We start from the raw sequence: 13618 nt of genomic DNA, 5'->3' as shown, positions 1-13618 counted from the left end.
ACCCGGTGCCGATGGCGGGTCAGGCTCAACCTATAGTGGAGATGGCGGCGGCGGTGGCGGTGGCGGTGCGCATGGTTCGGTCGTAGCCACAGCGACAACCAATACCAGCGTCGTCGTCGGGGGCGGCGGCGGCGGCGGCGGTGCCGGTGGCGGTGGCCAAGTCATGAATGGCGGGGGCGGCGGCGGACAAGGTGGCTATGGAACCGTCGTTGAAGGTGCAGTCTCCTACACGAACAGTGGAACCGTGGCGGGAGGCAATGGCGGTGCAGGCGCGGATGGCAATTCTGCCTACGGCAGTCTGGCCGGCAACGGTGGCGATGGCGGTCACGGCCTTGCAGCCGTCGTTTCCGGGGCCGCCATAAACAATGGCGGAACCATCGCCGGCGGCAAGGGCGGAAACGGCGGCAGCATTCCGATCCCCTCGGGCTCCCCTGGCTCGGGCGGCAATGGCGGGGCCGGTATCCTCGGCAGTGGTGTTACGATCAATAACGTGGCCTCGATCACTGGAGGCAACGGCGGTGCGATCGGCACAGGTGCGGTGACAGTCGGCAATCCGACACCGGGCATCGGCGGTGCGGGTATCGTCGGCTCCGACCTCACCATCATCAACACCGGCTCCATCACCGGTGGGATGAACGGCAACGGCACGGCACAGGCCAACGCCATCACGTTCACCGGCGGTGCGAACACGCTCGTCCTGGCTGGCGCATGGAGCTTGTCAGGAAACATTGCGGTCGAAAGCGGCAGTGTCACGTTCAACCCGCTGAGCGCGCTGACAGTGGCGAATGCGATCACGGGCAAGGGTTCCGTCATCGTATCCAGCACCAATACGACGACTCTCGCGGGAAACAACACCTACGAGGGCGGTACGACGGTAAATGCCGGCACGCTCTCGATCTCCGCGGCCGCCAACCTGGGAAGCGCGACGGGCGGCGTGACGCTCAACGGCGGAACGCTGCAGTCGACGGCGAGTCTGTCGAGCGGCAGTTCGTTCTGGCTGAGCGGGAGCGGTGGGACGTTCGCCCCCGCGACGGGCACGACGCTGACCCTGAGCGGCACGATCAATGACCTGGGCGCAAGCGCGGGCAGTGTCACGATGGCCGGTACCGGCACGCTGGCGCTGGCGGGTGCCAACGCCTACACCGGCGGCACGAACATCACTGAAGGCACTGTGTCGATCTCGTCGGATGCCAATCTCGGCGCTTCGTCGGGCTCGTTGACGGTGGATGGCGGTACGCTGCAGACGACGGCCAGCCTGTCGAGCGACCGGTCGATCACGCTCGGCGTGCGGAGCGGCGCGTTCAGCCCTGCCGCCGGGACGAACCTCGTCCTGAACGGCACGATCGGCGGTAACGGCGGGCTGATGATGATTGGCCCCGGCACGCTGACGCTCAGGGGCAACAACAGCTATCAGGGCGGCACGGTCATCGATGCCGGTACCTTGACGGTCTCATCGGGCGGCAATCTCGGGAGCCCGGACTACGGCAGTCTGACGATGAACGGCGGCACTCTGCGGACGACCGCGAGCATGGGGTATGGTCTGCCGGTTGTCCTGAACCAGGCCGGCGGGACCTTCACCCCTGACGCGGGCACCACGTTGAACCTGAATGGCAGCATAGGCGGTGCCGGTGGGCTGACGATGGCGGGGGCCGGCACGCTGGTCCTCGCAGGTGGCAGCTGGGTCAGCAATTTCAGCGGCGGTACGACGATCAATTCCGGAACTGTGTCGACTTCGTCCAACCAGTATCTGGGCACGGGTGGCCTGACGTTGAACGGTGGCAATTTCCAGACAACTGCCGATCTGTCGACGGGGCGTTCGATCACCCTGGGCAGCGGCGGAGGAACCTTCAGTCCGGACGCGGGCACGACGCTCTCGCTGACCAGCAATATCGCGGGCGCAGGCAGTCTGACGATGGCGGGCCTCGGGACGTTGATGCTGACGGGGGAAAACAACTTCACCGGCGGTACGGTGTTCAACGCCGGTACGCTGTCGATCTCGGACGACCGCAACCTCGGCCATGCCCGTAGCGGCCTGACGATGAACGGCGGCACGCTGGCCTCGACTGCGGACGTGTCCACCAATCGCTTGATCGAGCTGGACAGCGGTGGCGGCAGTTTCGCCCCCGCCGCCGGCACGACACTCACCCTCACGCGTGCGATCGAGGGCGGCGGCGGGTTGACGGCGACGGGCGCCGGCAAGCTGGAGCTCAAGGGCGAGAATGTCTACACCGGCGCGACCACCATCTCTTCCGGCACGCTGGCGCTCGCTGATTTCGGCAAGATCGCGCAATCGAGCGGCGTGGGTCTCACGGGATCGGGTGCCGTCTTCGACATCGCCGCCGCCAACGGGGAACGGACGATCCAGGGCCTGTCCGGCATCGCCGGGACACTGGTCAAGCTGGGGAGCAGAACGCTCACGATAGACGGCACGAACTCGACGACCTTCGCCGGCACGATCGAGGGCAGCGGCGGTCTGACCAAGAAGGGCACCGGCACGCTGGCATTGACCGGCGCAAGTACCTACAGCGGCGGCACCAGGATCGAGGCCGGCACGCTGTCGATTTCATCGGACAGCACTCTCGGCAATGCGAGCAGCGGCCTGACGCTCGACGGCGGCATGCTGCAGGCATCGGCGAATATGTCGACCAGCCGGACCATCACATTGGGTAGTGGAGGCGGAGCACTCGGCGCGGCTTCCGGGATGACGTTGACCGTGAACGGCACGATTGGCGGCGCTCAAGGGCTGACGATCGCCGGGGCCGGTACCGTGGCGCTCGCGGGCACCAACAACTATGCCGGTGCGACCACCGTCACCTCGGGCACGCTGGCGCTGACGGGTGGGAGCAACATCGGCCAGTCGACGGGCGTGAACCTCGCAGGGTCTGGCGCGGTCCTCGACATCTCCGGCAGCAGCGGCAACCAGACGATCCAGGACCTGGCCGGCATCACGGGCACGACGGTCTATCTGGGCGCCAACGGGCTCGTCGTGGGCACGGCCGGCGCCTCGACGTACGGCGGCACGATCGGCGGCACGGGCGGGCTGACGATGGCAGGGCCCGGCACGCTGACGCTGGCGGGCGGCAACACCTACGGCGGCGGCACGACGGTCACCGCCGGCATACTGTCGATCTCGTCGCAAACCAGCCTGGGACTCACGAGCGGCGGTCTGACGCTCGATGGCGGTACACTGCAGACGACCACGGATATGAACATCGGGCATTCGGTAACCTTGGGGACCGGCGGGGGCACGTTCAGTCCAAACGGCGTGCTTGGCGTGTTCGGATCGGTTGGCGGTGCCGGTGGTCTGACGATGGCCGGTCCAGGCGTTCTGGCGTTGAGAGGAGCCAACACCTACAGCGGCGGCACAACGGTCAACGCCGGTACGTTGTGGATCACGTCGGACGCCAATCTCGGCAGCGCGAGCGGCGGCGTGACATTGAACGGTGGCACGCTGCAGGCGACGGGGACTTTCTCCAGTGCTCGTTCGGTCACGCTCGGTTGGAGCGGGGGTATCCTCATGAGTGACGCGGGGGGGACACTGACCTGGAACGGCGCGATCGGGGGGGCGGTCGGCTGGGGCCTGGGAATCCAGGGCGCCGGCACGGTCGCTCTCGGCGGGGTCAACACCTATGGCGGCTGGACGAGCATCGGGAGCGATAGCCGGTTGGCCCTGGTCGGCAATGGCAGCATCGCACAGTCAGCTGGTGTGGCGTTTCTGACCTCCGGCTCCTTCGACATCTCCGGCAGCAGCGGCAACCAGACGATCCAGAGTCTGATCGGCTTGGCGGGTACGACGGTCAACCTCGGCGCCAATACTCTCGCGCTCGGCACGGCCAGCCTGTCGAACTTCGGCGGCGTCATCCAGGGTAGCGGCGGCTTGCTCAAGCAGGGCAGCGGCACCCTGACGCTATCCGGCCAGAACACCTATAGCGGCGGTACGACGGTCAATGCCGGTACCCTGTCGATCTCGTCGGACGGAAATCTGGGCAATACCGGCGGCATGCTGTCGCTCGACGGCGGAGCATTGCAGACGACTGCCAAGCTCACGAGCGCCCGCTCGATCATGCTGGGCGGCGGGGGCGGGACGATCAGCCCCGATGCAGGCACGACGCTGACCCTGACCGGTCCCGTCGGCGGCGCGGGCGGCCTGACCATGGCGGGCGCCGGCACGCTCGCCCTGACAGGCGCGAACACCTACGCCGGCGGGACCGGGGTCACGGCGGGCGCGCTGATATTGGACAATGCCAGCCTCGCCAGCGGTGTGACGGTCAATGCCGGCGCGACCTTCGGCGGCATCGGCTCGGTGAACGGCAACGTCACGAACAGCGGCACGATTGCGCTCCGCACCAGCGGCCGGATGGATGTCACCGGCACCTACACGAACAATGCCGGCAGCACCTACCAGGTCGAGGTGACTCCCTCGAAGACCGGTCGGCTCAACGTCAATGGCAACGCCGTGCTGAATGGCGGCACCGTCGCGGTGATGGCGGGTAACGGCAACTATACGCGCGGCCCGGTCTACACGATCCTCAACGCATCGGCGGGCGTGACGGGAACCTTCGCCGGCGTCACCTCCAACCTGGCCTTCCTGACGCCGTCTCTCCGCTACGACGCCGACAACGTCTACCTGTCGCTCCTCCAGAGCAGCAATGCCTTCTCCAAGGGCGCGCAGACCGCCAACCACGGTGCCGTCGCCGCCGCGCTCGACAGGGCCAACAACAATGTCGGCGGCGATTTCGCCACCGTGCTGGACGCCATCGTGCAACTCGACACGCAGCAGGGACCGGCGGCGTTGAACGCGATCAGCGGGCAGTCCTATGCCAACCTCGGCACCTTCAACACACAGACCGCCGGAGCCTTCATGTCGGCCGTGGGGGCGCAGTTGAACGCGCTTCACGGTGGGCAGGGCAAGGGAGGGACCTACGTGTCGATGGCCTCCCCCGTCGAGGATGCCTGCAATGCCACCTGCGATGTTCCGCAGGAGTCGTCACGCTTCGGCGCCTGGCTGAGCGGTGTGGGTGGCCTGGGCTCGGTGCTGGGCAACGCGAACGCCGGAACCATGACCTACAATTTCGGCGGCGCCGCGGTCGGCATGGATTATCGGGTGCGGCCCGACCTGCTGGTGGGCATCGGGGTGGGCTACATCGGCGGAACCCAGTGGGTGAACGGCTTCACGGGCCAGGCCAACACCGATGGGGTCAGCGGCAGCGTCTACGCGTCGTACACGCCGGGCAATCTCTACGTCGACGGCCTCGTGGGCTATGGCTATGCGAGCAACCGCATGACACGGATGATCGCCATCCCGGGACTGTCCGCGCGCACGGCACAGGGCACGACGGCGGCGAACCAGTTCCTGGGCCAACTCGAGACCGGATGGCGTTTCGACGTACCGCTGTCGCAGCCCGCTTCGGTCACGCCGTTCGTTCGCCTGCAAGGCTCGACGACGACGCAGAACGGCTTCACGGAAAGCGGAGCCGACTCGCTCAACCTGTCCGTCCAGCAGCAGACGGTGAATTCGCTGCGCAGCACCATCGGGATGGACCTGGCGGCGACCTTCTCCAGGACAACGATCGGCCTGCGCCTCGGCTGGCAACACGAATTCGCCGACACCAGCCGCCCGATGACGGCGTCGTTCTCGGGCTCGCCCGGCACGCCCTTCACCGTCTTCGGCGCCACCCCGCAACGGGATTCCGCGGTGCTCGGTCTCGGCGCCACCTTCCAGGTCGCCGACGCGACCGAGGTCAGCCTACGCTACGACGGCGAGGTCGGCGGCGGTACCAACAACAACGCCCTCACCCTGGGCCTCAGGATGAAGTGGTGAGAGCTGAACTGCTGGCCAGGCTCAGATCGGACGTGTCGCCTTGGCAAGCCAGGCGCGGGTCGCTTCGTCGACGGTCGGGCCGACGGTCTCTCGCACCCGGCGGTGATAGTCGTTGAGCCATTGCCGCTCGGCTTCCGTCAGCAGGCCGGTCTCGATGCACGCGAGGTCTATCGGCGCCAGGGTCAGGGTCTCGAATTCGAGGTAGCGGCGGTCGGCGCCCTCGATCTCGACCTCCTTGACCGCCACGAGGTTCTCGATGCGGATGCCGTAGGCGCCGGTCTTGTAGTAGCCGGGCTCGTTGCTGACGATCATGCCGGGCTGCAGGGCGATGGAGTTCGGCATCTTGGAGATGCGGTGCGGGCCCTCGTGCACCGAGAGATAGGCACCGACGCCGTGTCCCGTCCCGTGATCGTAGTCGAGGCCGACTTGCCACAGCGCGTAGCGCGCCAGCACGTCGAGCTGCGAGCCGGTCGTGCCCACCGGGAAGCGGGCGCTGGCCAGCGCGATGTGGCCCTTCAGGACGCGCGTGAAGCGGTCGCGCATCTCGGGCGACGGCGTGCCGACGGCGACCGTGCGCGTGATGTCGGTCGTGCCGTCGCGATACTGGCCGCCCGAGTCCACCAGATAGAGGCTGCCGGGCTCGAGCGTGCGCTCCGTCGTCTCGGAGGCCCGGTAGTGCACGATGGCGCCGTTGGCACCGGCGCCGGAGATCGTGTCGAAGCTGAGGTCGCGCAGTCTGCCCGTCTCCTGGCGCAGCGCCTGCAGCCGGTCCGATACTTCGATCTCGCGCAGGTTCCCGGCACCGGACTTCTGGTCGAGCCACTCCAGGAAGCGGCTGACCGCGGCGCCGTCGCGGCGATGGGCGACGCGGATGCCTTCGAGTTCGACGGCGTTCTTGCAGGCCTTGGGGAGCGCGATGGGATCGGCGTCACGAACCAGGATCGCGCCCGCGGCTTGCAGTCGTGTCGCGGCCCAGTAGGGTGCGGTCGAGGTTTCGAGCAGGACGCGCTTGCCGATCTTGCCCAGCGTGTCGAGCGCGCTGCCAAGTTCCTCGGGCGGCGCCAGGGTCACGGCATTGCCGAGCCAGGAGACGGTGCGGTCGGGGATCTTGCGGCGGTCCATGTAGAGGTCGACATGGCCGTCGGCGTGGATCAGCGCGAAACCCAGCGCGAAGGGCGTGCGCGGAACATCGCCGCCGCGCACGTTCAGCAGCCAGGCGATCGAATCGGGCGCGGTGATCAGCGCGACATCGGCGTTCCTGGCCGCGAGCGTCGAGGCGATGCGGGCGCGCTTGCTCTCGCTGGTTTCGCCGGCGAATTCCACGGGATGCGGCAGCACCGGCGCGAGCGGCGCCGGCGGCCGGCCGCGCCACACCGTATCGACAGGATTGGATTCGACGGCTGCGAAGCTGCCGCCGGCGCGCTGGCAGGCGCGGGCGAAGCGGTCGTATCCGTCGACCGTCTGCAGCCAGGGATCGAAACCGAGCTTTCCCCCCTTGGGCAGGTTGTCGGCGATCCACTGTTCGGCCGACTGCTCGGGGATCTGGTGCGGCACGAAGGCCTCGACGTCGACCTGGTCACGCACCGCCAGCGTATACCGGCCATCGACGAAGATGGCTGCGCGATCCGCCAGCACGATCGCAAGCCCGGCCGAGCCGCTGAATCCCGTCAGCCATCCCAGGCGCTGAGCGCGGCGCGGCACATATTCGCCTTGGTGCTCGTCCGCGCGGGGGACGACGAAACCATCGAGCCCGCGGCGCTTGAGTTCGGCGCGCAGGTCGGCGAGGCGTGCGGGCGGGGCCGGGCTCGCCTGCAGCCCGTCGTCGGCAGCCGCGAGCTCTGCCCGCCAGGCAGACAGCGCCCTGGTCAATTCGGCATCAGCCGCCGGATCGACCAGTTCAACCCACTCGGGCCCTGACAGACTTTCGGGGGCGGCGGCGACCCCCCGCATCAGTTCCTCGAGGGCAGCGGGGTCGGCACCGCGGCCATGGCGGCGGAGGAGGGTGATTACGTCGTCGGGAGCGGTCGTCATGATGAAGGGGACCCTACGCGCGGCAATGGACCGGATCAAACTGAGCAATAATATTTCGCTCGCAGGTGCGAAATGCTTGAATATCACATGCTATGCGCGGTGTGCATATCGAACCTTCAGAGTCCGCACTTATTGTTGTTCCTCAAGGCTCTATATTTGCTGGGTGCAGTGCAGCATCGACTATCGCGCCGCACAATAGAAGGAGAGACACATGATGACCCAGCCGATTCGGACCTTTGAGGATCTGACCAGCGAAACTGCGCCGGCGGGGGGAAACGCGAATACCAAGATCGGCTTCACCCTGGACGATCGCCGCCTGCTCGAACTGCGCGCCCGCTACGCGCGCGCGGAATGGCTGGCGAACGCGATGGGTGACGTGATCCTGTGGGCCGGCCGTCTGTACGATCGCGCCGTCGGCGGGATCAAGGCCGACCTCAAGCTGCGGGCCGCCGAGGCCCAGCTCCACCGCATGAGTGACCGTGAACTGTCGGACCTCGGCCTCTGCCGGGCCGACATCAACTTCGCCGTCCGTGAGGCCGCCGAGGGCGTCACCCCGCAGTTCGAGCGGGCTGGCGAGCGGGTTGCCGCGGCGAACCAGAATCTGCGCCGCGCGGCGTAGCCATCTTCGAGTAGAGTAGCGTAGCGTAAGCGTACAAGGGTCGGCGAAAGCCGGCCCTTTCGTTTTGGGACTCAGCTGCGTCGCAAGACCAGGCTGCGCCACCAGGCGCCGCCCGTTTCGAGATCGATGCGACGCTCGAAGGTGAAGCCGCATCGCTCGTAGGCAGCGAGGATGCTGGAAGCCTGCTCGACCAGCAGGCCGCTCAGCAGCACGCGCCCGCCGGGGCGCACCGACGCGCCGAAGCCCTCCGCGAGTTCGAGCAATGGCCCGGCCAGGATGTTCGCCACGATCAGGTCGTAGGGCGCGCGGCCGGACAGTTCTTCGGCCTCCAGGCCCGCGGAGACGAAGAAGGAGCAGAGTTCGGGCACGCCGTTCAGTGCCGCGTTCTCCTGCGCGACCTCGACGGCTTCGGCATCGTTGTCGCCGCCGATCACCGGCCGATTCCAAAGCTTCGCCATCGCGATGGCGAGGATGCCGCTGCCGCAGCCCACGTCGACGGCGTTGACCGTCTCGGCCGGATCGAGGGTCGCCAGCATCTCGAGGCAGCCGCGGGTGGTAGCGTGGGTGCCGGTGCCGAAGGCGAGGCCAGCGTCGATGCGCAGAGGCAGCAGGCCGACCGGCTTTCCTTCGGGCACGTGCGACGGGTGCACCCAGAAGGGCCCCACGGCGAAGGGCCGGAAGGAGCGCTGGTTCTCGGCCACCCAGTCGATGTCGGGCAGCGCTTCCCAGCGCCAGTCCGGCCGGTCGAGACCGAGGGCGCGGGCCGCGGCATCGATGGCAGTCTCGACCAGCGCCTCGTCGCCCTCGCCGAAAATGTCGATGCGCCAGGGACCGTCACGCGAGATCTCGCAGCTTGCGACGATGAAGCCTTCCTCGCCCAGCCGTTCTTCCAGGAGGATTTCCCAATCGGCGCGCTGCGCCGCCGGCGCGACGAAGCCCGCCTTGCGTACTTTGCTCATGCCGGAAGGAAGAGCATGCGTTGGGGCGGCAAGTCCACGCCCACCATGTCGCCCACCATGCGTAATTCTCTGCCGGACTGGAACGGCGTCTCGATCAGCACCTCGCTGTCGCCGATGCGCACGGCATAGCGGACGGTCGCACCCAGGAATTCGCGATGGGTGACCGGCCCATGCAGTGACGCACCGGCGGCTACCGAGAGGGTGGCGTGTTGCGGCCGGAAGACCAGGCGCTTGCCCGCAGGGATGGGCACGCCGGCCCGCTCGTCGAGGATGTTGGCCGAGCCCAGGAAGTTGGCGACAAACAGGTTCGCCGGGTTCTCGTAGAGCTCCATCGGCGTGCCGACCTGCTGGATCCGGCCGGCGTCCATCACGGCGATGCGGTCGCAGATCGTGTTGGCCTCTTCCTGGTCGTGGGTCACGAAGATCGTCGTGAGGCCGAGCCGCTGCTGAAGAGAGCGCAGCTCGCGGCGTACGGTGACGCGCATCTTGGCGTCGAGGTTGGAGAGCGGTTCGTCGAGCAGCAGCACCTTGGGCTCGACGGCGATGGTGCGCGCCACGGCCACGCGCTGCTGCTGGCCGCCCGACAGCTGCGCCGGCCGCCGTTCCGCAAAGGCCGAGAGGCCGACCAGTTCGAGGGCCTGCGAAACCCGGCGGTCGATCTCGGCGCGCGGCAGGCGGCGCTCCTCCAGCCCGAAGGCGACGTTCTTCGCCACCGTCATGTGCGGCCACAGCGCATAACTCTGGAACACCATGCCGACGTCGCGCTTCCACGGCGGCAGCGGCGCCACGTCCTGTCCGTCGAGCAACACCTTGCCGGTCTGCGCCTGGGCGAAGCCCGCGATCAGCCGCAGCAAGGTGGTCTTGCCGCAGCCCGAGGGGCCGAGGAAGGCGAAGAACTCGCCGGGCCGGATCGAGAGGGCGACGTCCTTCAGCACGTGGGTCGTACCGTAGGACAGGTTGACCCCGCTGATCTCGATGCCCACAGCCCGGGCCGGCTTCGACATGGTCATGTCCGTCATATATCGAGCCCCCGGGCGCGTTGCGAGCGATCGACCGCGAGCTGCGACAGTCCCATGCAGATCGCCACGATGAGCACGGCGATCACGCCCAGCGCCGCGCCGGCGCCGCGTCCGGCCGGGGTCTGCATCAGCACGTAGAGACCGTAGGCCAGCGGCGCGTCGGAATTCGACTGGACCAGGATCAGCACGGCCGACAGTTCGACCGCGGCCGTGGCGAAGCTGGTGACGAAGCCCGCCAGCAGCCCGCCGGTCATCAGCGGGACTACGACCCGGCGTACCGTGCGCGCCTTGGTGGCGCCGAGATTCTCCGCGGCTTCCTCCAGCGACACCGAGATCTGCTGCAGGGCCGCATAGGCGGCGCGCAGCGCATAGGGCAGGCGGCGGATGGCGATGGCCAGCACGATCACGATCCACAGCGTCGCGAGCGGCGTTCCGTCGGGCAGGCTGACGCCGTAGAAGGCGCGCAGGTAACCAATACCCAGCACCACGCCGGGAACCGCGAGCGCGGTGCTGGCGGCCCAGTCGAGCCATTGCCGCCCGGGCAGGCGCGTGCGCAGGACGAGATAGGCGATGGTGCCGCCGATCACGACGTCGATGGCCGCCGCGAGGCCGGAATAGAGCAGCGTGTTCTTGATGTAGACCGAGCTGTCACCCAGCACGCGCATGTAATGCGCCAGCGTGTAACCGTCGGGCAGCGGGCTGAACGACCAGACCGTGGCGAAGGACAGCAGCACCAGCCCGACATGCGGCGCCAGCACCAGCGTCAGGATCAGGATCACGACGGCATAGGCCAGCACCTGCTCGCGCGGCTTCAGCTGCCGCCGGGCGAGTCCGCCGCCGCCGCGCTGGGTCGTGGCATAGTCCTTGCCCTTCATGACCAGCGCGGTTGCCCACATGGTCGCCACCGCGACGAGGATCAGCACGACCGAGATGACGTAGCCCATCGGATCGTCGATGCCGATCGAGGTGATGCGCAGATAGGCCTGCGGCGCCAGCATCTCCTTGACGTTGAGCAGCAGTGGAGTCGCCACGTCGTCGAACACCTTCACGAACACCAGGCTGGAGCCTGCGATGTAGCCCGGCAGCGCCAGCGGCAGCGCGATGCGGCGGAACAGGCGCAGCCCGTGCGAGCCCAGGTTCTGCGCCGCCTCCTCCATGCTGCGGTCGATGTTGCGCAGCGCCGCCGACAGGTTGACCAGGATGAACGGGAAGTAGTGGATGGCCTGCAGGAAGATGACGCCGTTCAGCCCTTCCATGAAGCCGATCTTGAAGTCGAACCATTCATCGAGCAGCAGGTTCACCGAGCCGTTGCGGCCGAACAGCAGCTGCATCGCCACGGCGCCGACGAAGGGCGGCATGATCAGCGGCAGGAAGCCCAGGGTCTGCACCAGCATGGCGCCGCGGAACTCGAAGCGTGTCGTGAGATAGGCGAGCGGCAGCGCCAGCGCCGAGGCCCACACGACCGTCATTCCCGACACGTAGACCGAGTTCCAGAACGACCGCACGAACAGGTCGGTGCGGCCGAAGTCGAGGAAGTTGACGAGAGTGAGCCCGCCGCCACCCTTCTCGGTGAAGGCGACATAGACGACGGTCGCCACCGGCACGATCAGGAAGACGCCGAGGAACAGCGCGATGGCGAGCGCCAATGCGACCTGACCGGGGGAGCGGCTCATACGCCTCCCCATTCAAATGGGGAGGTGCCCCTGTAGTCAGGGGCGGAGGGGTCATGAATCGTGACCCCCAACGCGATGACCCCTCCGCCCGCGTGAGACGCGGGCACCTCCCCAGATGACTGGGGAGGCAGGTGATACGAGTCCCGCACTAGCGCGCCAGCTTCAGCGCCTCGTCGGCCTTGGCTTTGGCGGCGGCGTACTTCTCCTTGGCGAAGGCGGCCCATTGCTGTTCGAGCTCTGCCTGGCGCGCCGACTTTTCCTTTCCGCCGGTGAAGGCGGCCTTGATCTCGGGCGAGGCGGCCTGGGCCTCGGTGATCGGCATGGCGGCGATCAGGTCGCGGGCTTCCTTGGCGAGCGCGCGGGCCTGGGCATTGTCCTTCTTCTTCAGCGCCGCATCTACTTCATGCAGCACCTTCGTCACGGCCTTCAGCGGCTCGAGCTGGAAGGTGATGAGCTGGTCGAACAGCGTGTCGACGGCCGCCGTGCGCTTCTCCGACAGTTCGGCGTTGAAGGTGAGCAGCCCCTGGAGGTTCTTGTCCTTGAAGGGGTTGGGATAGTCGGCCGGCGCCTTGGCATAGGTCTCGGGACGCACCGGGAGACGGCGGATCGTCGGTTCGAGCAGCACTTCCTGGCCCGTGGGCGACAGCAGGAACTCGATGAAGGCCTCGGCGCCGGCCTTGTTGGGCGCGTTGGCGACGACGCCGACATTGGCGGGCACCAGGGTCGTCACCGACGGATAGACGAACTTCACCGGGAAGCCCGCGCCCTGCGAGGAGAAGGCGAAGAAGTCGATCACGATGCCGTAGCCGACCTGGCCGGAGTTCACGGCCTCCGGCACGCCGAACGAGCGATCGGTCACGGTGCGCAGGTTGCCGGCGATGTCCTTGGTCGTGCGCCAGCCCTTGTCCCAGCCTTCGCCCTGCAGGATCGTCTCGATCGTGAGGTGTGTCGTGCCGGAGCGCGACGGCGCCGAGATCGACACATGGTCGAAATAGGGCGCCTGCGCGAGGTCCTGCCACTCCTTCGGTGTCGGCAGCTTGTTGGCCTTCACGTAGCGCTCGTTCCACATGATGCCGTAGCCCGAGGCCGCGAAGCCGGAATAGAAGCCGTCCTTGTCGTTCACCGGATATGAGCCGACCTTCTCGGCAATGCCGGTGGCCTTGGGCTTGTAGGGGCTGAGCAGCTTCTTGCCCTTCAGCACCTCGAAGGCGTCTGGCGCGGAGGCCCAGAAGAGGTCGACCTGGTTGTTGCCCTTGGTCTCCTCGACGAACTTCACGCCGGCATTGGTATTGCGATTCTGCACTTCCAGCATCGCGCCCGGCACGGCCTTCTCGAAGGCCTTCTTGATCGGGTCGGTGACGTCCTTGGAGAACGAGGTGACGACCGTCACCTTGCCGGTCTGCGCAAAGCCGGCGCCGGAAGCGAGCACGAGACCCAAAGCGGAGCCGAGGGCAAGGGCGGAGCGGCGGAACATGGCGTTTCTCTCCTGCGGTTCT

8 protein-coding genes are annotated in these 13618 nt (G+C 67.4%); 2 read left to right on the top strand and 6 right to left on the bottom strand.

Annotated features, from left to right (window positions below; all coding sequences use genetic code 11):
* Window positions 1-25 precede the first annotated feature (25 nt).
* Complete coding sequence (locus EPO41_RS06360) at window positions 26-160, bottom strand: hypothetical protein (protein ID WP_296322025.1); 135 nt, start codon at window positions 158-160, stop codon at window positions 26-28.
* A gap of 84 nt (window positions 161-244) precedes the next feature.
* On the opposite strand from EPO41_RS06360, the gene EPO41_RS06355 reads away from it, so the two are divergent.
* A complete protein-coding gene (locus EPO41_RS06355) occupies window positions 245-5821 on the top strand; it encodes an autotransporter-associated beta strand repeat-containing protein (protein ID WP_296322022.1) in 5577 nt (1858 codons plus the stop codon).
* Between the two features lie 21 nt (window positions 5822-5842).
* On the opposite strand, the gene EPO41_RS06350 is transcribed toward EPO41_RS06355, so the two are convergent.
* Window positions 5843-7852 (bottom strand): aminopeptidase P family protein, encoded by a 2010-nt coding sequence (locus EPO41_RS06350; RefSeq protein ID WP_296322020.1) that lies wholly within the window; start codon window positions 7850-7852, stop codon window positions 5843-5845.
* Between the two features lie 211 nt (window positions 7853-8063).
* On the opposite strand from EPO41_RS06350, the gene EPO41_RS06345 reads away from it, so the two are divergent.
* Complete coding sequence (locus tag EPO41_RS06345) at window positions 8064-8471, top strand: DUF1127 domain-containing protein (RefSeq protein WP_296322017.1); 408 nt, start codon at window positions 8064-8066, stop codon at window positions 8469-8471.
* Window positions 8472-8542: 71 nt separating this feature from the next.
* On the opposite strand, the gene EPO41_RS06340 is transcribed toward EPO41_RS06345, so the two are convergent.
* The 4 genes from EPO41_RS06340 to EPO41_RS06325 form a co-directional block, all read right to left on the bottom strand.
* Window positions 8543-9430, bottom strand: coding sequence for a 50S ribosomal protein L11 methyltransferase (locus EPO41_RS06340; RefSeq protein ID WP_296322013.1), 888 nt, complete (start codon window positions 9428-9430; stop codon window positions 8543-8545).
* Window positions 9427-10440 carry an ABC transporter ATP-binding protein gene (locus EPO41_RS06335; protein ID WP_296322009.1) on the bottom strand — a complete coding sequence of 338 codons (1014 nt, stop codon included), beginning with the start codon at window positions 10438-10440 and terminating at the stop codon, window positions 9427-9429. Before EPO41_RS06335 ends, EPO41_RS06340 begins: the two co-directional genes overlap by 4 nt.
* Before the next feature lie 5 nt (window positions 10441-10445).
* Window positions 10446-12122 (bottom strand): iron ABC transporter permease, encoded by a 1677-nt coding sequence (locus tag EPO41_RS06330; RefSeq protein WP_296322007.1) that lies wholly within the window; start codon window positions 12120-12122, stop codon window positions 10446-10448.
* Window positions 12123-12270: 148 nt separating this feature from the next.
* Complete coding sequence (locus tag EPO41_RS06325; protein WP_296322004.1) at window positions 12271-13596, bottom strand: extracellular solute-binding protein; 1326 nt, start codon at window positions 13594-13596, stop codon at window positions 12271-12273.
* Between the last annotated feature and the right edge of the window lie 22 nt (window positions 13597-13618).

The organism is Reyranella sp., assembly GCF_004297265.1.
GTDB lineage: Bacteria > Pseudomonadota > Alphaproteobacteria > Reyranellales > Reyranellaceae > Reyranella.
The sequence above is the reverse complement of the archived record's forward strand: the minus strand, read 5'-3'. Positions and strand labels throughout refer to the sequence as shown.